General features: G+C 44.7%; 19 protein-coding genes, 4 pseudogenes and 1 riboswitch. Of the genes and pseudogenes, 8 read left to right on the top strand and 15 right to left on the bottom strand.

The genetic code is table 11. The annotated features are described in order from the left end of the window. Positions 1-148: 148 nt before the first annotated feature. From I4V84_RS07185 to I4V84_RS20425, 4 genes are all read right to left on the bottom strand, one after another. Entirely contained in the window at positions 149-406 is a 258-nt protein-coding gene (locus I4V84_RS07185; RefSeq protein ID WP_118579528.1) for an HPr family phosphocarrier protein, read from the bottom strand. 219 nt (positions 407-625) lie between these two features. Further along, positions 626-2539 carry a fructose-specific PTS transporter subunit EIIC gene (locus I4V84_RS07180; protein WP_118579525.1) on the bottom strand — a complete coding sequence of 638 codons (1914 nt, stop codon included), beginning with the start codon at positions 2537-2539 and terminating at the stop codon, positions 626-628. Beyond that, positions 2536-3468: a 1-phosphofructokinase gene (pfkB, locus tag I4V84_RS07175; protein ID WP_148461884.1), complete on the bottom strand. Its 933-nt coding sequence runs from the start codon at positions 3466-3468 to the stop codon at positions 2536-2538. The genes I4V84_RS07180 and pfkB overlap by 4 nt, the downstream gene beginning before the upstream one ends. A gap of 154 nt (positions 3469-3622) precedes the next feature. Next, the gene (locus I4V84_RS20425) at positions 3623-3751 is read right to left on the bottom strand and encodes a DUF6783 domain-containing protein (RefSeq protein ID WP_306467805.1); all 129 of its coding nucleotides are present in this window, start codon (positions 3749-3751) and stop codon (positions 3623-3625) included. Here I4V84_RS20425 and I4V84_RS20420 point away from each other — a divergent pair. Beyond that, positions 3710-3847 (top strand): annotated as a pseudogene (locus tag I4V84_RS20420) (DUF6783 domain-containing protein); the annotation flags it as partial. The gene I4V84_RS20425 and the pseudogene I4V84_RS20420 overlap by 42 nt on opposite strands. A 165-nt stretch (positions 3848-4012) precedes the next feature. Here I4V84_RS20420 and I4V84_RS07170 read toward each other — a convergent pair. Further along, positions 4013-7777, bottom strand: a complete 3765-nt coding sequence (locus I4V84_RS07170) for an ABC transporter ATP-binding protein/permease (protein WP_195991483.1) — start codon at positions 7775-7777, stop codon at positions 4013-4015. 334 nt (positions 7778-8111) lie between these two features. Between I4V84_RS07170 and I4V84_RS07165 the strand changes: the two genes are divergently transcribed. Further along, positions 8112-8678, top strand: a complete 567-nt coding sequence (locus tag I4V84_RS07165) for a flavodoxin family protein (protein ID WP_118579516.1) — start codon at positions 8112-8114, stop codon at positions 8676-8678. A 19-nt stretch (positions 8679-8697) separates the two neighbouring features. After that, entirely contained in the window at positions 8698-8817 is a 120-nt protein-coding gene (locus I4V84_RS20415) for a DUF6783 domain-containing protein (protein ID WP_334286030.1), read from the top strand. Here the strand turns inward: I4V84_RS20415 and I4V84_RS20410 are convergent. Beyond that, a pseudogene (locus I4V84_RS20410) lies at positions 8782-8913 on the bottom strand (DUF6783 domain-containing protein); the annotation flags it as partial. The gene I4V84_RS20415 and the pseudogene I4V84_RS20410 overlap by 36 nt on opposite strands. 51 nt (positions 8914-8964) lie before the next feature. Here I4V84_RS20410 and I4V84_RS07160 point away from each other — a divergent pair. Next, positions 8965-10362 (top strand): sodium:alanine symporter family protein, encoded by a 1398-nt coding sequence (locus tag I4V84_RS07160; RefSeq protein ID WP_118579513.1) that lies wholly within the window; start codon positions 8965-8967, stop codon positions 10360-10362. Positions 10363-10424: 62 nt separating this feature from the next. Here I4V84_RS07160 and I4V84_RS07155 read toward each other — a convergent pair whose 3' ends face one another. From I4V84_RS07155 to I4V84_RS20405, 3 genes and pseudogenes are all read right to left on the bottom strand, one after another. After that, positions 10425-11033, bottom strand: a complete 609-nt coding sequence (locus I4V84_RS07155) for a hypothetical protein (protein ID WP_243284047.1) — start codon at positions 11031-11033, stop codon at positions 10425-10427. 135 nt (positions 11034-11168) lie between these two features. Next, entirely contained in the window at positions 11169-12473 is a 1305-nt protein-coding gene (locus tag I4V84_RS07150) for a sirohydrochlorin cobaltochelatase (RefSeq protein ID WP_173715925.1), read from the bottom strand. Between the two features lie 203 nt (positions 12474-12676). Next, a riboswitch (cobalamin riboswitch) is annotated at positions 12677-12853 on the bottom strand. Between the two features lie 71 nt (positions 12854-12924). Further along, positions 12925-13026 (bottom strand): annotated as a pseudogene (locus tag I4V84_RS20405) (DUF6783 domain-containing protein); the annotation flags it as partial. Between I4V84_RS20405 and I4V84_RS20400 the strand changes: the two are divergent. The 4 genes and pseudogenes from I4V84_RS20400 to I4V84_RS07135 all read left to right on the top strand — a co-directional run. Further along, positions 13003-13113: pseudogene (locus I4V84_RS20400) on the top strand (DUF6783 domain-containing protein); the annotation flags it as partial. The pseudogenes I4V84_RS20405 and I4V84_RS20400 overlap by 24 nt on opposite strands. A 161-nt stretch (positions 13114-13274) precedes the next feature. Next, positions 13275-13658, top strand: coding sequence for a metal-sensing transcriptional repressor (locus I4V84_RS07145; RefSeq protein WP_118579507.1), 384 nt, complete (start codon positions 13275-13277; stop codon positions 13656-13658). 99 nt (positions 13659-13757) lie between these two features. After that, a complete protein-coding gene (locus tag I4V84_RS07140; protein ID WP_195991482.1) occupies positions 13758-16442 on the top strand; it encodes a heavy metal translocating P-type ATPase in 2685 nt (894 codons plus the stop codon). Between the two features lie 341 nt (positions 16443-16783). Then, positions 16784-18367, top strand: a complete 1584-nt coding sequence (locus I4V84_RS07135) for a glucose-6-phosphate isomerase (protein WP_118579504.1) — start codon at positions 16784-16786, stop codon at positions 18365-18367. Between the two features lie 192 nt (positions 18368-18559). Here the strand turns inward: I4V84_RS07135 and I4V84_RS07130 are convergent, their stop codons facing one another. The 6 genes from I4V84_RS07130 to I4V84_RS07110 form a co-directional block, all read right to left on the bottom strand. Beyond that, positions 18560-18934, bottom strand: a complete 375-nt coding sequence (locus I4V84_RS07130; protein ID WP_148461890.1) for a hypothetical protein — start codon at positions 18932-18934, stop codon at positions 18560-18562. 276 nt (positions 18935-19210) lie between these two features. Next, the gene (locus tag I4V84_RS07125) at positions 19211-19402 is read right to left on the bottom strand and encodes a bacteriocin (protein WP_118579498.1); all 192 of its coding nucleotides are present in this window, start codon (positions 19400-19402) and stop codon (positions 19211-19213) included. A gap of 27 nt (positions 19403-19429) precedes the next feature. Beyond that, positions 19430-19768, bottom strand: a complete 339-nt coding sequence (locus I4V84_RS07120) for a hypothetical protein (RefSeq protein ID WP_118579495.1) — start codon at positions 19766-19768, stop codon at positions 19430-19432. A gap of 115 nt (positions 19769-19883) precedes the next feature. Beyond that, entirely contained in the window at positions 19884-20024 is a 141-nt protein-coding gene (locus tag I4V84_RS19590; protein WP_207748632.1) for a hypothetical protein, read from the bottom strand. Positions 20025-20212: 188 nt separating this feature from the next. Then, complete coding sequence (locus I4V84_RS07115; RefSeq protein WP_243284046.1) at positions 20213-22066, bottom strand: hypothetical protein; 1854 nt, start codon at positions 22064-22066, stop codon at positions 20213-20215. A 5-nt stretch (positions 22067-22071) separates the two neighbouring features. After that, positions 22072-22563, bottom strand: a complete 492-nt coding sequence (locus tag I4V84_RS07110) for a sigma-70 family RNA polymerase sigma factor (RefSeq protein WP_195409698.1) — start codon at positions 22561-22563, stop codon at positions 22072-22074. Between the last annotated feature and the right edge of the window lie 159 nt (positions 22564-22722).

The following is a 22722-nucleotide window of genomic DNA, read 5'->3' as shown; positions in this document are numbered from 1 at the left end:
ACTTATTTGATCTGCTGACAGGAGACCAAACGCTCCTGCCATCCTATCCCGTTCTCGTGATACTCACCAAAGTCTCACGCAAATATCACTTTGACAAGCTGTTTACAAACAAACAGGGACATACCCGCAGGTATGTCCCCTTCCTGTCTTACAGAGTTTCCTGCATGAATTTGCTCACTGCCTCATATGCAGCGTCTTCATCTGCACCTTCAAATGTAAGAGTAACCTCGTCACCTTTCTTCACTGCAAGTCCCATAATTCCGAAGATTGCCTTACAATTCATAGCCTTGCCGCCCTTTGCGATCTTGATATCAGAAGAAAAAGCCTTTACTGCTTTTACAAGCTCTCCTGCTGGACGTGCGTGGATTCCTTCCGGGTCTGTTACAACATATTTAAATTCTCTCATGATTCATTCCTCCATTTTTCTTTTTATCTTTGGTCTCTATTGATTTTCTTATTATTTGATTTCTTTATATCTGATTTCACATTCTGTGTCAATCACTATTCACGATTATGTTACTGTTCATGACCTTCACAATAACACGATTATACCTGCATATCTTTTCCAGACATGAGTTACCATTCATTCCGCAGCCAATATTAGAGCCTGTTTGAACATCCATTGTCAGGCATTTTTCTTTTTCAGAACTCCCAGGAGCACTGCGGAAACAACAGTTCCCACTACCAGTGCACTCACATACTGCACTGCATTTCCCATAACCGGAACTACGAAGATTCCACCGTGAGGTGCCATCAGGGTACAGCCAAATGCCATGGACATTGCACCTGCAAGACCAGATCCCACAATACATGCCGGAAGCACATGAAGCGGGTCGGCTGCTGCAAAAGGAATGGCTCCCTCTGTGATAAAGGCAAGTCCCATAATAAAGTTGGTAGGACCAGACTCCCTTTCTTCTTTCGTAAATCTGTCTTTAAAAAGAAGTGTAGCAAGTGCGATGGCGCATGGCGGAACCATACCACCAACCATAACGGCTGCCATAATATCATAGTTACCAGCTGCAATCGCTGCAGTACCAAATACATATGCTGCCTTGTTAAACGGGCCACCCATATCGATTGCCATCATTCCGCCAAGGATCAGTCCAAGAATGATCTTACTGGAGCTTCCCATGGAGGTAAGTCCGTTATTCAGTGCTGTATTGATACCCCCCATGATGGGCTCTACAACAAACAGCATCAGAAGTCCCATGATCAGAATACCAACAACCGGATAAATCAGAACCGGCGCAATCTTCTCAAGGGCTTCCGGAAGCTTCTCACATACCTTACGAAGTCCCAGAATAATATATCCTGCTGCAAAACCAGCTACCAGAGCACCCAGAAAACCTGAAGTTCCGCTGTGTGCCATCATTCCACCCACAAAGCCAAGTGCAAGTGCCGGTCTGTCACCGATTGCCATGGCAATAAATCCCGCCAGAACCGGAAGCATAAAACCAAATGCCACATCACCGATTTGTTTGAACATAGCTGCCGCCGGAGTAATAGACCCAAAATTAGAGCGCTCGGCTACATCCAGGGCATTCATATCTACCATAAGACCATCGATCAAAAAGGCAATGGCGATCAGAATACCACCGCCAACTACAAACGGAAGCATATGGGAAACACCATTCATCAGCTGGGTGTAAATCTTGTGTCCCACACTGCCGCCGGCCTTATTCTGACTCTGTGATGAGGCTGATGCATTTCCGCTGTGATAAACCGGTACGTTTCCAGACATGGCAAGCTCTACAAGCTCATCAGCCTTATTGATTCCATCAGAAACCTGACGCTGAATCACTTTCTTTCCATCGAAACGATCCATGGGAACCTGGGCATCGGCCGCAACGATAATGCAGTCTGCATCCTGAATCTCCTGCTCTGTAAGCACATTCTTGGCTCCGCCAGAGCCTCTTGTCTCAATTTTCACAAAACAGTTCTTCGCCTTGGCAGCCTTCTCAATTCCTTCTGCTGCCATGTAGGTGTGGGCAATTCCTGTAGGACAGGAAGTAACAGCCAGAATCTTAAACTGATCCGCTTCAGCCTCTCCCATATCGGCCAGACGCTCATCTACGCTCTTCTTCTCCTCATCTGCCTGATCAATGATCGCAAGAAATTCCTCTGGTGTCTTCGCTGCACGAAGGCTCTTGGTAAAGTCCTCATCCATCAGCATCATGGAAAGCTTGCTGAGCACATCCAGATGAACATTATCCTCTGTATTTGGCGCAGCAATAAGAAACAGCAAGGTAACCGGCTCTCCGTCAAGAGAGTCAAAGTCAACCCCTCCCGGGATCACCATAGCGGCAAGTCCTGGTTTCTCTACTGCATCACATTTACCATGAGGAATGGCGATTCCCTCCCCGATTCCTGTAGTACTTTCTTCCTCTCTGGCATAGACCTGCTTACGGTACGCTTCCTCATCATTAATCTTGCCACTTCTGGTCATAAGGGAAACCGCTGCATCCAGAGTCTGAGACTTATCTGCTGGGGCAGCATTTAACGAAATACTTCTTACGTCCAGTAAATCTGTGATCCTCATTTCTTCCTTTCCTCCTGATCCTTTCCTGTGATCTGCTGATATACAGCTTCAATCTCTTCTCTGGTAGCAAGATTCTCAGAAAACGCACTGGCACTTCCAGCTGCGATTCCCATGTGGAACGCATATTCATAATCCTGCTTCTCCATATATCCTGCCATAAATCCGGCAACCATGGAGTCTCCGGCTCCAACACCATTGATCAGCTTGCCTTTCGGTGCAGGCTCCTCATAAACGTCTCCATTCTCAGCAATAAGGACCGCGCCCTCTCCTGCCATGGAAATCAGTACATTCACAGCTCCCATCTCCTGGAGTTTCTTACCATATGGGATCACGGACTGGCGGTCTTTCAGTTCTACGCCGAAGATCTCACCAAGTTCATGGTTATTTGGCTTAATAAGAAATGGATGATAGGGGAGAACCTTCATCAGAAGATCTCTCGTCGCGTCCACTGCGATTCTTACGCCTCTGCCGTCCAGCATAGCCATGATCTTCTGGTAGGCATCATCCGGCATGGATGATGGAATGCTTCCGGAAAGGAAAAGTACATCGCCTTGTCCAAGCTCTCCTAACTGCTTCATCAGCAGATCCACCTTATCAGTTCCGATCTTCGGTCCCTGTCCATTGATTTCTGTACCGTCTATACTCTTCAGCTTCAGATTGATTCTGGAAAAGCCTTCCCCTACCTGGATGAAACCATTCCTCACACCCATCTCCTCAAGACGTCTGATAATCTCATCTCCGGTAAATCCGGCTGTAAATCCAAGGGCTGTACTCTCAATTCCCAGATTCATAAGAACTGTAGAAACATTAATTCCCTTGCCTCCCGGCAAAAGCATCTCCGAACTGGTTCGATTGGTAAGACCAAGCTGGAAGTTCTCTACCGACACGATGTAATCCAGTGACGGATTAAAAGTCACAGTGTAAATCATTTCTGCCTCCTGCTTATTTTTGCTTGTTTTTGATTTGTTGTGCTTATTATACTTTCATATACAGTCAAAGTCAATCAATCTTTTTCACAAGATTTTCACTTATGATTTATTCCAATTGCACAAATATGAATTATTTTGACTGTTTTTTGATTTTTTATATGCAACGATGTGCCAGAGCATGTTCAAAAAAGCTTTCTGCAAGATGTACGTCACAATTTGTGGGAGATTTTGTCCGGATGAGGGCGTCGTAGCAGGCTACGGAAACCGAATTCGGGCGAAACATACCGCAAAGTGGGGCGTACAGATTGCGGGAATGATTTTTCAGACGCGCTCCAGTACAGTGAAAATTAAGTATCTGCCACATTGGCGCAGTATATGACAGATCAGACAGATCAATATGGCGGTTATTTACTATTGGCTGTACGAATAGTAATATCCATAAATCACAAAAAAAATGCAGATATCAGGCTGTGCCCCAACCTGAACCCTGCATTTTTCTGTATTTTATAATGATGGTCAAAATCAGTCATCAAATTCTGTTATTTTAATCAGTTCGAAGCGCTGTCACCGGATCACTTTTAGCAGCTTTTCTTGATGGGATCAGTCCGCCAAGAAGAGTCAGAACCACGCTCAGTCCAATCAGAACTACTGCTGCCACAGGAGGAAGAGCCGCCTTCACATTCACTCCGTCAGCCAGTGACCGGATAATGCTGTTCGCAGGAATGAGAAGAAGCAATGTAATTCCAATCCCCATAGCACCTGCGCAAAATCCGATAATAAACGTCTCCGCATTGAACACCTGTGACACGTTGTGCCTGGAAGCACCAATCGCTCTTAGAATACCAATTTCTTTTTTCCTCTCCAGAACACTGATATACGTGATAACACCGATCATAATGGAAGAAACCACAAGGGAAATCGCTACAAAAGCCACCAGAACATAACTGATAATATTTACAATATCCGTAACTGACGACATCAGCGTTCCCACAAGATCCGTATAAGTGATCACCTTCTCATCCTCTCCTGCCGCTTCCATATCCGCGTTATACTGATCCAGAATACCTACAATTTCTGATTTACTTTCAAAATCCTTTGGATAGATATTAATTCCGCCAGGAACATTTAGATCTGCATATCCAAGCTTTTTCAGATTTCCGTCATAAGAAGAATTTTCAGATGACAGCAGGGACATCATGAGCTCTGAGAGGTCGTCCTCATTCATGTTCATCTGAATTGCTTTTGCAAAAGCCTCCGGATTAATGGAAAGCGCATCTTCCATATTTCCCATGCCGCTTCCCAATCCGCCAAGTCCGCTCATAGCCTGGCTCATGGCAGAAGTAAGACTCGATGATACACTGGTCATCACAGACTGCATTGCCTCCTGCATACCGGAACTGATATTTCCCATCATCTGCTCCATAGCAGTCTGGATTCCCTTCGTAAGCTGTTTTTCCACCTGTTCCATTATCTCTGTGAATTTTGACTCAATCCCCTTTGCGATCGCATCTGTGAAAGAAGTCATCATGGATTTCATGTAAGTTTCCATTGCCTGGGAAAACTGCGTCTGCACCTCGCTGGTATCCACAAGAGTCATAAGTCCATTCATGAGACGATTCTGCCCATCCTCTGTCTGCATATATTCCAGAAAATAGGTTCCCAGATTAGCCGGGTCCGGAAGGGAATTATTTCTGGCATACTCCGGATAAGCAGCTACAACGTCCTGCATAAGAAGATCCCGTATCTGTTTTGTGGTAATATTCACTGTCACGCTGTTTTTAACCAGATTCTCTGCTTCCTCTTTGATCTGCTGCTGGATTTCCCCCTGACTTAAAAAGGCAAGAATGCTAGCCACATCTGTCTGGGTGATACCATTTGCCTTGGCATACTCCTGATACTGGTTCATCAGCCCCACAGCCACTGCGATCAGTTTTTCCGAAGACATATCCACGTTCACGTTATTTTTCACCAGCTCCTGCAGATCCTTGCACAGACGTTCGTTCATCTCTTTTGATGTCAGATACTGCTTCAATGCTGCCTGCATTTTATCCATATCTGCTTCCGGTTTATCTTTAATGCTTTCCTGATAACCAGTAAGAACCTCTTTCAGCAAAGCAGTTACCTTCTCTTCTGTAAAATCAAACTTCACTGACTTCAGCGCCTGACTCATATCCGGAACCTGGTCTGCCGGAAGATTTTTCAGAATTTCTTCCGGATCAATCATATGGGAAAGATCCAGATCAAGGTCATCCAGCTTGATAAGCTTGGAAAGATCCGGCATACTGCTCTCATCCAGATTTATATTTCCAGCCAGAGCTGACATGTCAGGCATATCCGGCATTTCCACATTCAATCCGGAGGACAGCCCCGAAAGACTGGACAGGTCCATATTAAATCCACTGAGATCTACCTGAAAGGCCTCCTGCAGGGCATCCGCGTTAATGGAAAAAAGGGATTCCATGTCAAACTTACTGTTCTCATTGTCTTCTTTTCCAAATTCCTCTCCGGTAAAAACATTTATCTTTTCATCCGCCAGCTGCTGCTTCACAATTTCACTGGAAGCAGCCTTCTCGATCACATGTTTGGTAAGCTCCGGGGTATAACAGATTCCTGCAGTGAGCATGGAAGCAGTGGCACCTTCCACAGGCTGGACAATTCCCACAATTGTCAGATCTTCTCCGTTTTTCACCAGTTTTTTCATATAAGAGCTGTTGTCTGATTTATCCTTCCAGACCTTATATTCTTCATCATATTCATAATAATCGGTACTGTTTACCAGCTTAAATTTCTTCCCCAGGATTTCATCATAGGTGTATGGGCCCTCGTTTTCTGGCGTTTCCACTGCCTCTTCTGCCATAAATTTCTGAACCATATCATCCAGTTCCTTACCGTCCCGAAGCCCAAGAGTGTACTGGAGAAAATCACTGATATCGCCCTGTGAAGTAAGCACCAGTACACATTCTTTATAATTTTCAGGCCATCTTCCCGCTTTCACGTCATATTGATCCTTATAAAGATCAGCATCTTCCGGCATTTCATGAAAAACATCAGTGCTCATGGTAGAAGACATAATGCTGTTGGAGGAACCAGAGCCCAAACCCATAGCCGAAAAAGATTTGTCCGGATTTACCTGTCGGATATTTTTTCTATTTTCCAAAAAAATCTGGGGAGATACAGAATATGTACACTCCACTGAATTCGCATACTGGGAAATGCTGCTTTCATTACTGTCCAGGTAAACCTTCAGAGACTCCAGATCATTGGAATTCATTTTGGAGAACATATTAGTCACCATCTGGGCAACTCCTACTTCCCCATCTTTTTTCCCACTCTGCGCTGTGGCTGCTCCCATCATCATAGAGGTAAGATCCACTCCTGTGCTTTGTATCTGCAACGGATATTCTGAAAGTGTTTCTTCTTCCATATTTGTAATGTATTTGTCTACACCATTTGATATGGAAAGGATCAGCGCAATTCCGATAATACCGATGGAGCCTGCAAAAGAAGTAAGTAAGGTCCGGGCTTTCTTAGTCTTCAGATTCTGAAAGCTAAGGGAAAGTGCAGTAAAAAAGGACATGGAGGATTTTCCCATATTCTTGTGAACAGGAGGTGCCATGCTCTCGCTGTCTATCACAAACGGATCTGTATCAGAAAGGATCCGCCCATCTTTTACCGTCACGATTCTGGTGGCATAAAGCTGAGCAAGCTCCGGATTATGGGTGACCATTACTACCAATCGTTCCTTTGCGACCTCTTGCAAAAGATCCATAACCTGTACACTGGTATCTGAATCCAGGGCTCCTGTTGGCTCATCCGCCAAAAGAATTTCCGGGTCATTTACAAGTGCTCTGGCAATTGCCACTCGCTGCATCTGACCGCCTGACATCTGACTTGGCTTTTTGTGGATCTGGGCACCAAGGCCTACTTTTTCCAGAGCTTCTTTTGCACGGCGTCTCCGCTCACTTTTTGATACACCGGAAATGGTAAGGGCAAGCTCCACGTTTGCAAGAACTGTCTGGTGTGGGATCAGATTATAACTCTGAAACACAAATCCTATGGTATGATTTCGATAAGAGTCCCAGTCCCTGTCTTTATATTTTTTCGTAGAAATCCCATTGATGATCAGATCGCCACTATCGTACCGGTCAAGACCACCAATAATATTCAGAAGAGTGGTTTTTCCCGAACCGCTGGGACCAAGAATTGCCACAAATTCATTGTCCCGAAGACTAAGGCTCACTCCGTCCAGGGCACGCTGTACCAAATTTCCTGTTCTGTATTCTTTGTGTATGTCTTTGATCTGAAGCACTTACTACTTCCTTTCTGTCGCATAATAAATGTTTATAACCATTCACCAATTCAGGCAAAATATACCGCAAAGTGGGGCGCCGAAGATTTCGATTTTTATGTGAGTCAGATTCACATAAAATACCTTGCGGAATAATATTTGCTGAATAGTTCAAATATTTTTTATTATAATCTTAAATTGTGAACATATTGTGTTTTTAAAATAAAACCATTCTCTTGAAATCCAACTATTTCTATCGTATAATAAGAAGATACATTACCGCTTTAGAGAGATGATGCATGCAGATTGCGGCTATCGCAGTCTGATATAACTTACTTCAGAAAGGATGAAAAACATGAAGGTTTTACTCTTAAATGGCAGCCCGCGCAAGGAAGGCTGTACGTTCACCGCACTTAGTGAAGTGGCAAAAACACTGAATCATAATGGAATTGATACTGAGATTTTCCAAGCTGGAAATCCGGATACAGATAATGTAAAAGCCGCCGCGGCGAAATTAAAAGAAGCAGATGCGCTTATAGTTGGTTCTCCGGTATACTGGGCTTCCCCATCCGGACAGATCATTGAATTTATGGATAAGCTTTGCTCCATGGCAGGCAAAGACATGCTCCACAAACCAGCTGCAGCAGTTGCTTCTGCAAGAAGAGCCGGCACCACAGCTACTTTAGACGTTCTTCAGAAATATTTCAGCTATCATGAAATGCCTGTTGTATCTGCTAACTACTGGAACATGGTTCACGGAAATACTCCTGCAGAAGTTGCACAGGATGAAGAAGGACTTCAGATCATGCGCTCACTTGGAAACAATATGGCATGGCTTCTGAAATCCCTGGAAGCAGGGAAAGCGGCAGGTATTGCAGTTCCTCAGGCGGAAGATAAGATCAAGACAAATTTTATCCGCTAAATATGGTGCAGTAGTTGTCATGTCTTCACATAAATGGAGCTCCAGAGCATATCTGAAAAAAGCTTTTTGCAAGATGTGCGTCACAATTTGTGGGAGTTTTTGCTCGGATGAGGGCGCCGTGGCAGGCTACAGCAACTGAATTCGAGCAAAATTTCCCACAAAGCGGGCGTGCAGATTGCAAGAATGATTTTTCAAACAGGCTCTGGCTGCACCAGTTTAATAATGTGTGTGACATGGAAGAAGTTCCGTTCGCATACATCAAAAAAAACTTCCAGAGAGGTATTTTATGCTGCAAATAATCGAAACCATCAACACCGCTGTAAATAATTTTATCTGGGGCGTTCCTGCAATGGTCTGTATTTTCGGAGTTGGTCTTTATCTTAGTATCCGCACCAATTTTCTTCAGATTCGCAAATTCCCCTACGCAATCAAAACAACCCTTGGACGTATTTTCCGCAAACGTGACGCATCTGACGGTGCTATCACGCCTTTCCAGGCAGTGTGTACAGCACTTGCAGCCACGGTCGGTACTGGCAATATTGCCGGTGTAGCAGGTGCTATCGCAATTGGCGGTCCCGGAGCCATATTCTGGATGTGGGTTTCTGCACTGTTTGGCATGTGTACCAAATATGCTGAGGTTACTCTGGCGGTACACTACCGCGAGATCAATGCCAACGGTGAACTGGTAGGCGGTCCCATGTATTACATCAAGAACGGTCTTAGCAAAAAATGGCACTGGCTGGCTTATCTGTTCGCAGCATTCGGCGTGCTCACTGTATTTGGTACCGGTAACGCTACACAGGTCAATACTATCACCACTGCCATCAATTCTGCATTGCTGAATTATAACGTGATCAGCGAAAGCGCCGTTTCTACTTCCAACCTGATCATCGGAATCATAATTGCCATTCTGATCGCCATGATCCTTCTTGGCGGAATCAAACGAATTGGCCATGTCACCGAAAAGCTGGTCCCATTTATGGCTCTGCTTTACATTCTTCTCGGACTGGGAGTTATCCTTCTGAACATTCAGAATGTACCAGCTGTATTCGTTTCTATTTTCAGAGGGGCATTTCAGCCCAGAGCTGTAACAGGCGGCATTGTTTTAAGTATGTTCACAAGTTTAAAAAAAGGTGTTTCCCGTGGTATCTTCTCTAACGAGGCTGGTCTTGGTACCGGATCCATTGCCCATGCGTGTGCAGATACCAAAAAGCCTGTAAAACAGGGTATGTTCGGTATTTTCGAAGTCTTTACAGATACCATCGTGATCTGTACACTGACTGCACTGGTTATCCTTTGCAGCGGCGTTGCTGTTGATTATGGAAAAGCAGCTGGCGCAGAGCTTACGATCCTTGGATTTACTTCTACATATGGAAGCTGGGTATCCATTTTTACAGCAGTTGCCATGTGCTGCTTCGCTTTTTCCACAGCAGTCGGATGGGGACTTTACGGTGCCCGCTGCATCGAGTTCCTGTTCTCTGAAAAAGTGATCAAACCTTTTATGGTTATTTATTCCCTGGTTGCCATCCTTGGCGCAACTGCCAACCTTGGACTGATGTGGAGCATTGCCGAGACATTTAACGGTCTTATGGCAATTCCCAACCTGATTGCTTTGTTCCTGCTTTCCGGTACAGTTGTGAAGCTGACAAAAGAATATTTTGCCGGTGAGGGCAAAACAAAATAAATATAAAAAGGGACATCGCATGAACCGTTTTCGCTCATGTGATGTCCCTTTCAGATTATTGATCAATCCTTATTCTCTTCCTCGGCAGCTGCATCTGTAGTTGTATCAGCATCTTCGCTTTTCTCTTCCTCACCGATCTCAACTGCATTTTTTTCTTCCTCAGTCTGCTCCTGCACATCCGTAACGCTTACCTTATGGTCATACCATTTGCCCTTTTTACCAATGATTGCCAGGTCAAATTCTTCATCAAGCTTCTCTACTGGAACATTGAATCCATAAACCTCCTCTGTCATGCCATCGCTGTAAGTTACCTTATCAATAGTAGGCTGAATCAGTTCGGCACCGTCTTTCTGTGCATCCTCTGCTGTTCCAAGGAAAACATTCTCAATATTCTTGGAAACGAGAGTAATATGAACGGTCATTTTACCATCCTTTACAGTGAGGGTAGCTCTTCCGTTGCAAGCCTCATTTACATGGAACATACTGCTGTCTGTGTCAAACTCTACACCATAAACACCGTCTTCAAGTTCGCTGTCTGCGGCATTCTCTGCACCATCTGTGGTTTCCTCTGCCTCAGCCTCTGTGGCTTCTGCAAATGCCGGGAATGCAGTTCCTACTGTCATAGCGGAAATACTTACAGCTGTTAATAAAATGACTAATGAACGTTTCATAATAACTCTCCTTGCTTTTTCTTTATTTACGGTACACTTGTGTGTGCCGTATTTGTTTTATTACTCAAACAGCTGCCCCACAGTGTAGGAGCAGCTGCTTTTGTTCTGTTGCAATAACAATTTATACCAGGATAATTATTTCGCGATGGAATCAATAGCTGCCTGAGTATGAGCTACATAAAGCTGCTCAACAGCGTCAATTCTTCCAAGACCTTCGATCTGGCAGTCAATCTCATCGAAATCTCCAGAAGCCTCGAACATGCTCTTCCAGGAGTCATCATCATCACCAGCCATATCATTGTTTGCATGGTCACCAGCAACAACCATAAGCGGACGAAGGATTACTTTCTTGAATCCGGCATCTTTTACTTTATTGATAACTTCATCACAAGCTGTATCCTCTGGCTCACCTTCTACAGTACCGATGAATGCGTTTGTGAATTCAAGTTTCTCCATCTGGGTCTGCATCTGATCATATGTAACGTTTGCTGTATGGGAAGTACCATGTCCCATGAATACAAATGCGGTTCCATCTTCTGCAGCTGCTTCCATGCTGTCATATCCAGCTTCTTTTACAGCTTCATCTGTGATTGCCTGAGCAACAGCAGCTTTGTCATCGTTGATAACGGTAGCGTCATCGCCAACCTCACCAAGCATTGGTTCAGCGATTGCTACAGATTCAAATTTATCTTTGTAAGCATCAATAGCTTCTACCATCTCATCGTACTCAGCACCATGCATAAGATGTGTAGGCTGAACTACAAGATTCTTAACACCGTTTGCTACTGCACGGTCAAGTGCCTGCTGCATGTTATCAATCTTCTCATCATCTCTTGCCTGTACATGGTTGATAATGATCTGAGCGGTAAATGCTCTTCTTACAGACCAATCCGGGAATGCTTCTGCAAGAGCATCCTCGATTCCTTTGATATCCTCTGCACGGCTGTCGTTAAAGGAAGTACCAAAGCTTACTACAAGAAGCTCATTCTCACCGATCTCGTCCTGATTACGCGGATCATCCTTGGAAGCATCACCTGTGTCACGTCCGAAATACTCTGGACTTGCCTCTTCTCCCTCTACAAGCTCTTTCTGAGCATCTGTAAGGGCATCCCATGCTTCTTTAGCTTCCTTGCACTGCTCATCTGTATCATCTGTTCTCTCCTGAACATAAATAGCATCGATAAGTGCTGCTACTTTATCAGCCGCTTCCTTATCTGCATCTGCAGTGTCATCAGCTGCTTCTGCATCGTCTGTTGTCTCAGCATCATCAGCTGCTTCAGCATCGTCAGCTGCCTCAGCATCATCAGCTGTCTCAGCATCGTCTGTTGTCTCCTCTGCTGCTTCCTCTGTCTCTGCAAATGCAACAGTTGCTGTTGCTGCTGTCATGCTTGCTGCCATAGAAGCTGCAAGAAGGATTGCTAATAAAGATTTTCTTTTCATTTCTTTTTCCTCTTTTTTTTGTATTTCCGGATAGAATCACGTATAAAGAATCCCATGGGAAATCTATCACCAATCTCCCATTGCATAAAAACAGCCGCATTTTCTGCGACTGCACACATTCTCATATACACACTTTTCTTCCAAAAAACATTCAGGAAATATTCATGTATCGTTATGAGAATACAGGTTCTGTGTACCGCAGACCTAAGATTCCACGCCAAGGCAGTTCTCCTGACTTCGGTCAACACTGCTCCCCCTTCCCGGTTTCCCAGTGGGCTCTGAAGCAGTTCCCTTACACAGTGACGGCATCGTTCCGGACTCTCACCGGATTCTCTTTTGCGCATCATGTTCATGATGCAACCTTCGCGCTATAACCATTATACATATTCGACTCGGATATTTAATATGTACCATATTATTATATATTTTTTATGAACTTTTTATGTATTTTTTATGAACTAAAGTATGTTTGAAAAAGGCTTTCTGCAAGATGTGCGTCACAATTTGTGGGAGATTTTGTCCTGATGAGGGCGCCGTAGCGGGCTACGGCAACTGAATTCGGGCAAAATATACCGCAAAGTGGGGCGTGCAGATTGCGGGAATAATTTTTCAAACAGATTACTATTCACTCCGTTCATAGCAACACGCTTCGCGATACACAGGAATCATGCTTTCGCATGGTTTCGCGCCGCAATTCTCAGGTTTTCTGTGAATTACTTATTGACAAATACCCCGCCAGGGTATATATTGGTTTCATCAAATACATACCCCTAAGGGGTATATAAGGAAAGGAGTCCGCCTATGACAGCTGATTATAAATCCGAATCCTGCTGCAGCCACACCGCAGCCGATCCTGCAACTCTTTCCAGCCAGGAACCTACCAAGAAGGTCTGTTCCTGCTGTTGTACCAAGCACACCGATCGTTCCGAAGCAGAGCGCAGGAAGCTGGTAAACCGTCTGAAACGTATTGAAGGCCAGATAAGGGGGATTATAGGAATGCTGGAGAATGACGCTTACTGCAACGATATTCTTATTCAGTCAGCAGCTGTAAATGCCGCTGTGAATGCATTTAATAAGGAACTTCTCGCCAATCATATCCGAACCTGTGTGGCAAGAGATATCCGTGATGGTAAAGACGAAACCATTGATGAGCTGGTTGCAACTTTGCAGAAGCTAATGAAGTGAGATACCAGCGCATTCCGAATGTGTACCTGCCTGCGGAGGTACGAATGCGCAGAGCAGTCCGTTGGTATCGAAACACTGTATTCGAAGGAGGAATTTATTATGGAACAATACAACGTCACCGGCATGAGCTGTGCAGCCTGCAGCGCCCGTGTGGAAAAAGCGGTAAACAAGGTTCCGGGAGTTACTTCCTGCTCCGTAAGCCTGCTTACCAATTCCATGGGAGTGGAAGGAACTGCCTCAGCCTCTGCCATTGTCTCAGCTGTAGAAGAAGCCGGATACGGCTGCAGCCTGAAGGGTGCTTCCGGTCAGACGGAATCCGTTTCCGATGCTGAGAAAGCCTTGGAAGATCACGAAACGCCACTCCTCAGGAAACGGCTTATTGCCTCAGTAGGTTTTCTTCTGGTGCTGATGTACTTTTCCATGGGACACATGATGTGGGGATGGCCGCTGCCAGCCTGGTTTGATGGCAACCATATCGCCATGGGACTTGTACAGCTGCTTCTTGCAGGAATCGTCATGGTCATCAATCAGAAATTTTTCATCAGTGGCTTCAGGAGTCTGTGGCACCGCTCTCCGAACATGGATACCCTAGTAGCTCTCGGCTCCATGGCCTCCTTTGTATGGAGTGTCTACGCCCTGTTCGCCATGACCAGAGCCCAGGTTGACGGCAATTCCGAACTTGTCATGCACTACATGATGGAATTCTATTTCGAATCTGCCGCTATGATCCTGACCCTGATCACCGTTGGAAAAATGCTGGAAGCCCGTTCCAAGGGCAAGACCACGGATGCCTTAAAAGGTCTTATGAAGCTTGCTCCCAAGACTGCCGTTGTCATCCGAAACGGCCAGGAAGCCACCGTTCCCATTGACCAGGTTGTAAAAGGTGACACCTTTGTTGTTCGCCCTGGTGAAAACATCCCGGTGGATGGTGTGATTATCGAAGGCTCCAGTGCAGTCAACGAATCTGCCCTTACAGGTGAGAGTATCCCTGTTGACAAAGCTGCCGGAGATCTTGTCTTTGCAGCCACAGTCAACCAGTCTGGTTTCATCAAATGTGAAGCTACCCGCGTTGGCGAAGACACCACCCTCTCCCAGATCATCAAAATGGTCAGTGATGCTGCAGCCACCAAAGCTCCTATTGCAAAAATCGCAGACCGTGTTTCCAGTGTTTTCGTACCTGCTGTTATCACCATTGCAATTATAACAACTATTGTCTGGCTGCTTACCGGTCATGAGGCTGGCTACGCCCTGGCAAGAGGAATTTCCGTTCTGGTCATCAGCTGCCCATGCGCCCTTGGTCTTGCCACTCCGGTTGCCATTATGGTTGGAAACGGAATGGGTGCCAAAAACGGTATCCTTTTCAAAACAGCCGTCTCCCTTGAGGAAGCCGGAAAGGTTCAGATCGTAGCCCTTGACAAAACCGGAACCATCACAAACGGTCAGCCGGAGGTTACTGACATTCTCCCTGCAGACGACGTATCTGAGAACGATCTTCTCACCCTTGCCTACGCCCTTGAAAAAAAGAGCGAGCACCCTCTTGCGAAAGCCATTCTGGAAAAAGCTGCAAGCCTTGGTCTTACAGCCCAGGAAGTCACAGAATTCCAGGCTCTTCCCGGCAATGGACTCTCTGCGAAGCTTGGCGCTTCCACGCTTATCGGCGGAAGCATGAAATACATCAACACTCTGGCAGCTGTCTCTCCGTCTCTTATGAACCAGGCCGAGAAGCTTGCCGAAGCAGGAAAAACTCCTCTTCTTTTCGCAAAAGATGGAAAACTTCTTGGAATCATTGCAGTTGCTGATGTAATCAAACCGGACAGTGCACAGGCAGTCAAAGAGCTTCAGAATATGGGTATCCACGTAGTTATGCTTACCGGAGACAACAAGCGCACGGCCAGAGCCATCGGCGCACAGGCAGGTGTTGACCAGGTTATTGCAGGCGTCCTTCCAGATGGAAAAGAGAGCGTCATCCGCTCCCTGAAGGAAAAAGGCAAGGTTGCCATGGTTGGCGACGGAATCAACGACGCACCAGCCCTTACCAGAGCAGATATTGGTATTGCCATCGGTGCCGGAACGGATATAGCCATCGATGCAGCAGATATTGTCCTTATGAAAAGCCAGCTTTCCGACGTGCCAGCTGCTATCCGTATGAGCCGCGCTACTCTTCGCAACATCCACGAGAATCTCTTCTGGGCGTTCTTCTACAATGTAATTGGTATTCCGCTGGCTGCCGGCGTATGGATTCCAATTTTCGGATGGACCCTGAACCCGATGTTCGGCGCTGCTGCCATGAGCCTTTCCAGCTTCTGTGTAGTTACCAACGCGTTGAGACTGAACCTATTTAAGATTCACGATGCAGACAAAGATAAAAAAATCAAGAATCCGGTTTCCATAGAATCCAATTCTGGAAATATTACCGATTCCCCTGAAGCGTTATCTGCGATTTTCTCAAAATCATTCAATACAGATAAAACTTCAGACGCAGAACAGACGATTAATAACAGCTGCAAGCTTTTGAACGAATGCAGCGATATTAATAACAATACTAACAAAAAGGAGAATAATACCATGGTAAAAGTGACAGTTAATGTAACAGGAATGATGTGCGGACATTGCGAAGCACACGTAAACAAAGCAATCCAGGAAGCATTTGGGGTACAGGATGTTGTATCCTCCCATGATGCCGGAACTACTATTTTCTCAGCACCAGAGAAAGTGGACGAGGACAAAATCCGCCAGGTAATCAAAGACGCTGGCTATGAAGTAACCGGAATTACACAGGAGTAATCCATCCCTCACATTCAACTTGACCAATGCAGAAACCTATTGCAAAGGTCCGTTCAAACAGTCGACAGAAACATTTTTCAGCTTCTGTCGGCTGTTTTTTTACTTCTATCCCCTCTTTTTCTCCAGCTTTTATGTTCTTTTTTTCATATCAGCCCCATTCTTTCTTATATTAATGTTAATTTTTCAAGAATCTTCATCCTTGCATTGAAATTCTATAAATTTTTCAGTATAATGATTTCGATACGGGTCTCACAGTGAGACTCCTTTGAGAGCATAATCCGTTGCTGAACAAGCTTTGAACAGCAACTATAGTCTCAACCATTTAAAGGAGGAATTATATTATGGCAACATGGAAAAATCTTGACACACTTGATTCTTTTGGCAAACTGAAAGAGCTTAAGAATCACGTAGACATTGCGGCAGCTCTGTCTGGTGAAGAAGGTGGCAAGCGTGTAGCTGATTATAGTACACCAATGGCAGCTGGTCTTTCTTACAACTATGCAGCCAAAGAAGTAGACGAAACCGTTTTATCCGCACTTGCGAAACTGGCTGACGAGGCACAGCTGATCGACAAATTTCAGGAATTATATAATGGTGCAGTGATCAACACCGGAGAGAACCGTATGGTTCTTCATCACCTTGCACGTAAGCAGCTTGGTAACCCGGTTGTTGTAGATGGTGTAGACAAACGTGAATTCTACGTTGCCCAGCAGAAAAAAGCTGCTGATTTTGCAAATAAGGTTCATGCTGGTGAGATCACCAACGAAGCTGGTGAGAAATTCACCACAGTCGTTCAGATTGGTATCGGCGGAAGTGACCTTGGTCCCCGTGCTCTTTACATCGCACTGGAGAACTGGGCGAAGGCCAATAACACATTCAAGATGGAAGCGAAGTTCATCAGCAACGTTGACCCGGATGATGCAGCTGCAGTACTTGCTTCTGTAGACCTTGCACACTCCTTATTCATCGTTGTATCCAAATCCGGTACAACCCTTGAGACACTGACCAACGAAGCATTTGTAAAGGATGCCCTGACAAAAGCAGGTCTGAATCCTTCCAAACACATGCTTGCCGTTACAAGTGAGACTTCCCCTCTTGCAAAGAGTGAAGATTATCTTACCGCCATCTTCATGGATGACTACATCGGAGGCCGTTACTCTTCTGTTTCCGGCGTAGGCGGAGCAATCCTTTCCCTGGCATTCGGACCGGAAGTATTTGCTCAGCTCCTTGAAGGTGCTGCAGCTGAGGATCAGCTTGCAACAAACCGTGACCTTATGAAGAACCCAGATATGCTGGATGCCCTGATCGGTATCTATGAGAGAAATGTGCAGGGATATCCTTCCACAGCTGTTCTTCCATATTCACAGGCATTAAGCCGCTTCCCGGCACACCTTCAGCAGTGTGACATGGAGTCCAATGGTAAAACCGTAAACCGTTTCGGCGAGCCGGTTAACTACGTAACAGGTCCGGTTATCTTCGGAGAGCCAGGAACCAACGGTCAGCATTCCTTCTATCAGTTATTGCATCAGGGCTCTGACATTGTCCCGCTTCAGTTCATCGGCTTTAAGAACAGCCAGCTTGGCGTAGATGTTGACATTGAGAACAGCACCAGCCAGCAGAAGCTCTGCGCTAACGTGGCAGCTCAGATTGTTGCATTTGCCTGCGGTAAAGAGGATGAGAACCTGAACAAGAACTTCAAGGGTAAACGTCCGTCCAGCATTATCATCGGTCAGCAGCTTACCCCTGCTTCCCTTGGTGCATTGCTTGCTCACTTTGAGAACAAGATCATGTTCCAGGGCTTCGTATGGAATCTGAACAGCTTCGACCAGGAAGGCGTTCAGCTTGGTAAAGTTCTTGCGAAACGTGTACTTGCACACAATACAGACGGTGCTCTTAAGGTATTCAGCGATCTTCTGAACATCTGATCTTTCAAACAGGCTCTAAAGCGTGTCTGAAAAATTTACGGCAGCCCGGAAAGTACCGGGCTGCCGTTTTTTTTGCCACATACTATAAAAACAGACCGCAGAAATCCTGTATTTTCATAATCCTCTGCGATCTGATTTCCATATTGACTTGTCTTGCAAAGAACCTTTTTCAAACCATTAATAAACTGACACTCAGGCAACCTGCACGCCCCAGATTTTCTTTGTTTCCAGGCCTCTGCCAGGCTTTCCTGTTACACAGATGCTCTTATTTCTCCAGTTTCCAACACCATTATCCGAGAAACAGATTCCAGCACCATCTGCAGTCTTTTTCACCTGAATCTTCATTTCCAGATTCCGTACCTTGCCATACATCAAACTGGTCTTTACAAGCTCATCCAGATCTTTTTCCAGCTGTGCTTTATCCATATACACGCTAATCTTTTCCTCCGCCAGCTCTGCTTCCAGCCATTCCTGACCTGGTGTAAAGTATTTCTGTCTTGCCTTTACAAATTCATCTATAAAACTGTTAAGCTCCACTTTCTCATTTCTCTGTAATATCTTTCTCATAAAAGAAGCCTCCTTGCCTTAAAAAGCGTTACTGTTCGGTTACTTCGCAGCAACTCAAAAATATCATTCTTTTTTCCTTTTCTGAAAGATATTATAGCTGTCTATGTTAAATTCTGTGTATTGCCAATGTTAAACATATTTAAAATAATTATACCTATTGTAAAGAGCAATATTAAAGTATCTTTTTTATAAAAAATCCCGCAATCCGTTATCATCAATACGGACTGCGGGATTTTCCACTAAAAGGCTGCGAGCCAGGGACTTTGGGAATGCGCTTTAAATTTTCCAGTACCCCGTACCACAAACAGCGCATTCAACCAGAGAACCGTCTTCTCTACTGAAAATTGTTTTCGCTTCTGTACTCCCACATTGTGGACAGCAGTTTCGCGCATTCTCCTCGCATCCTCCACCGGACACATTGTCCAACTCATCATCTGAAAGCTCTCTTTTTGTTATTTCGTCTTCCATCAAAAATATCCCTCCATCCAAAATCAATTAATTCTGTGTTTTGGTGGAAGTAGGATCCCAGTAGGTTGCACCGCAGCAGGCGCAGGTTACATAGGTGCAGCCATAAAGCGGCTCTCTGGAAGAAGCCTCCGTACTTCCGCATTTCGGGCAGCTGTATCCTACGTCGCAGGAATCACCGCCTGTTACATTGTCCAGCTCATCATCTGAAAGTTCCTGGGTTACCGGGTGTAATCTGGCATACATTTCTTCTGCCTGTGCAGCATCAAGCTCCATGCCGTTTTCCTTCGCCAGTTTCTGAAGTTCTTCCACAGATCCGGTTCCCTTTGCAGCTTTTAAAACTTCCTTTGTCATTTTGTTCTCTGCCATAGTCAAATCCTCCTTAAAATTATATTAGATTTACAGCCACCTTTTCCCCGGCAGGTCCACTCCATATGTATCTGCGGTCTGCATCATGCCTGAAAAAATGTGCTCTAAATTTCCATTAAATATCAGTACCCGGATTATAAGCAATTTCCGTATAATTCTCATATTCCTGCAATGCACTGACAGTTTTCTCATAATATCCCTGTCCGAAAAACACACATTTGGAGGGATCTGCCCCCAGTTTGTCCCCGGTCAGCACAATAAAACTTAAGTTAATGGATTATTTACCCATCTGCTTTGCAAAGTATTTGTGAACAGCCTTTATTTATATGGATTTGCGAGGTTCTGCCCATAAAGCTTACGCAAATTTGACGCAACTTACTGAATAAACTGGGGGGGTTCTGAACTTATTCTAATTCGGAATGGATCCGGCTCTTTTTTTCATACCTACCAGCCAAACGCATCACGAATCAGTGCCCCCGTTTCCCCGTCTATGTAAAACAGTTCCTGTTCGTCCGGGGAATCTTTCCACTGGTAAGGGCAGCGAAAGCTCCAGACAGGTCTGTATGTGATTCCGTCTGCGGTTTCATCAATATAGTATTCCAAACATATTTTTGTAACTGGAATCGTGGTGGATTCTGTTTCCTCCGCAGTGTCCTGTTCCGTGAAGAGACCAATTTTGCCTTCTTTTACATATTGTTCCACTGACTTCATAATTTCTTCCATTGGAAGCATAGTAACTGTTTCTTCCACTTTCAACTGAAGCGGAATCGGTATGTTGAAATAACAGTCTTCAGGCGCAGGGCCAAAGCCTGCAGTTCCCAGATAACCATGCTGAGAAAGCCCGCCCACCGGGATCCCATTCAACAGAATCTCTGTATCGTAATAATCATATCCCTCCGTCATGTTGCTGATTGATTTTCTTACAGAAGTTCCCGTTAAATTAGCTTTGGAAAGCAGCTGATTTATAATATTTAATTCCCCTTCCGTATTGTTTTCTAAAGCTCCCAGGTCTTTTTCACTTAATCCGTCACACTGTATTCTTCCGTCTGAAATGAATAACTGCAATCCTTTCTCTTTATTTTCCCAGACCGTTTCATCTGTCTCAGATTTTTCCCAGCCATCTTCCCCGCCAAACCAGGAGCAGATTTCTTCCTCTGATACGCTGCGTTTTTCCAGAATTCCTTTCGAAACATCGGTGGTACTTCCGGTAATATCAGCCTCTATCGTAAGAGTTCCAGATTTTCCCGGCAAAGAAGCTGTTACATGGCTTTCCTTTACCTGTAATACTGCTGTTTCCGGATCATATTTCTCATTCGCTCCCGTAGCATCTGAAGGATTTTCTGAGTCTGTTGTTTCCTGTGTACTCTCTTCCGTAGAATCCGAAATGGGTTCTACACCAGTATCTTCCGCCTGCATCTTTCCTTCTTTTCTGTATTTTTCTATAATATCCCGTACTTCATCATTTAACGGAAGGGTTACTGTAAGGGTCTGCGGCGTATATCCTCTGTAAGCATCCTCCGCAGGCAGTGCATAAGCCAGCATTCCTTCTGAATCTGTAAAAGAACCAGTTTTAAAAATCTTTCTGAAAGCTTCATCATCTTTCCAAGTGTAATAGATCCTGCCGTTATAATCCGGATATGCCTGAATGGTCATGGAAACCTCTACCTGGGAATCTTCATTTAATATTTTCTCTGTCAAAGCATCATCATACAGGGTAATATGTCCATAATAGAGATCTTCCCCGTCTATCTTATTCAAAGTTGCAAGTGCATCTTCTCCATTCACTGTCGCATGGTCACGGCAGCTGAGCGTATAATTCTCCACCGCCCCGGAAGGCTCTCCAAGAAAGCTGAAACCGCTGCCATCAAAATACGCTTCTGTAACAGACAGCATAGACTGGTTCCAATCCCTCTCCTTTGGCGTTATATGATAAGAAGTCACATCTTCCACATTTTCTGCAGTTGAATCAGGTTCTGTGACAACCATTTGAACAGCTTCCTGTTCTGTAACACCCTGCTGCTCCAGTTCTTTGTGAAGCCATCCAAGTTTTGTTGCAAGTACGCCGGTGCTGACGCCTAATACAGCAGCCACAGGAAGAAGAATCCGGATTATTTTTTTCTTATTCCCTGAATTTTTTGATCTTCCTTTATCTGATTTTACAATTAGATTCTTCGTGCTGCTCATTCTCTCATCTGGAGAATCCAAAATTCCCTTCAGAACATCTTCCATAGCTTTATCAATATTGTCCGGTATCACAGTTTCTTCTTTTAAAATTTTTCTGATTTCTTTTTCATCCATAGTCTTCACCTCCTGATCACCTTTTTTAATTTTGCTCTTGCCCGGGAAAGTTTGGTTGATACGGTGTTGCTGTTCATTTCAAGAAGATTACCAATTTCCTTTACGGAAAATTCATCAAAATAATAGAGTTCCACGATTTTCCGGCTTTCTTCATCCAGACATAAAAGCAATTGTTTCCATTCGCAGAGATCCAGATCTTCACACTGTACACCTTCTGAGATATTATCCAGTTCCGCGTCATGGTTCTTTTGACGGAGAATGTCTTTGCATTCATTTATCAGAATCCGCATCAGCCAGGTTTTAAAATATTTCACTTCCCTTAATCCCTGTATCTTTTCATAACAGGACAGGATCGTATTTTGCAGTGCATCTGCAATGTCCTGTTCGTTCCGAAGATAAACCCAGGCAGCTTTATACATGCTCTGCTTATTTATCCGGATCAGCTGAACGAACGCTTCTTTATCTCCATTTTTAGCAGCTGTTACCAAAGCCTCCATTTTATTCCCCCTTTTTGTTTTTGTAACTATTAGACTTAAAATATGGGAATTTGCTTTCAAAAATTTTTTATTTTTACAAAACAAGACACAGGCAATCGAAACTTGACTGTCTGTGTCCTTTTTATATCTGACTATCATTCTTAAATGTTATTTTGTACA

Source organism: Ruminococcus sp. 1001713B170207_170306_F1, from assembly GCF_015668065.1.
Taxonomy (GTDB): Bacteria; Bacillota; Clostridia; order Lachnospirales; family Lachnospiraceae; genus Blautia_A; species Blautia_A faecis.
Note: the sequence above shows the minus strand (reverse complement) of the source record. Positions and strands in the feature narration are given on the sequence as shown.

Coding starts and splice junctions, on each gene's coding strand:
- I4V84_RS07155 (WP_243284047.1), bottom strand. CDS start 11,033: ATGAAACGTTCATTAGTCATTTTATTAACAGCTGTAAGTATTTCCGCT.
- I4V84_RS07125 (WP_118579498.1), bottom strand. CDS start 19,402: ATGGAAGACGAAATAACAAAAAGAGAGCTTTCAGATGATGAGTTGGAC.
- I4V84_RS07150 (WP_173715925.1), bottom strand. CDS start 12,473: ATGAAAAGAAAATCTTTATTAGCAATCCTTCTTGCAGCTTCTATGGCA.
- I4V84_RS07185 (WP_118579528.1), bottom strand. CDS start 406: ATGAGAGAATTTAAATATGTTGTAACAGACCCGGAAGGAATCCACGCA.
- I4V84_RS07115 (WP_243284046.1), bottom strand. CDS start 22,066: ATGGATGAAAAAGAAATCAGAAAAATTTTAAAAGAAGAAACTGTGATA.
- I4V84_RS07120 (WP_118579495.1), bottom strand. CDS start 19,768: ATGGCAGAGAACAAAATGACAAAGGAAGTTTTAAAAGCTGCAAAGGGA.
- I4V84_RS07180 (WP_118579525.1), bottom strand. CDS start 2,539: ATGAGGATCACAGATTTACTGGACGTAAGAAGTATTTCGTTAAATGCT.
- I4V84_RS20415 (WP_334286030.1), top strand. CDS start 8,698: ATGTCTTCACATAAATGGAGCTCCAGAGCATATCTGAAAAAAGCTTTT.
- I4V84_RS20425 (WP_306467805.1), bottom strand. CDS start 3,751: ATGTTTCGCCCGAATTCGGTTTCCGTAGCCTGCTACGACGCCCTCATC.
- I4V84_RS07110 (WP_195409698.1), bottom strand. CDS start 22,563: ATGGAGGCTTTGGTAACAGCTGCTAAAAATGGAGATAAAGAAGCGTTC.
- pfkB (WP_148461884.1), bottom strand. CDS start 3,468: ATGATTTACACTGTGACTTTTAATCCGTCACTGGATTACATCGTGTCG.
- I4V84_RS07130 (WP_148461890.1), bottom strand. CDS start 18,934: ATGAGAAAGATATTACAGAGAAATGAGAAAGTGGAGCTTAACAGTTTT.
- I4V84_RS07145 (WP_118579507.1), top strand. CDS start 13,275: ATGACAGCTGATTATAAATCCGAATCCTGCTGCAGCCACACCGCAGCC.
- I4V84_RS07165 (WP_118579516.1), top strand. CDS start 8,112: ATGAAGGTTTTACTCTTAAATGGCAGCCCGCGCAAGGAAGGCTGTACG.
- I4V84_RS07135 (WP_118579504.1), top strand. CDS start 16,784: ATGGCAACATGGAAAAATCTTGACACACTTGATTCTTTTGGCAAACTG.
- I4V84_RS07140 (WP_195991482.1), top strand. CDS start 13,758: ATGGAACAATACAACGTCACCGGCATGAGCTGTGCAGCCTGCAGCGCC.
- I4V84_RS07160 (WP_118579513.1), top strand. CDS start 8,965: ATGCTGCAAATAATCGAAACCATCAACACCGCTGTAAATAATTTTATC.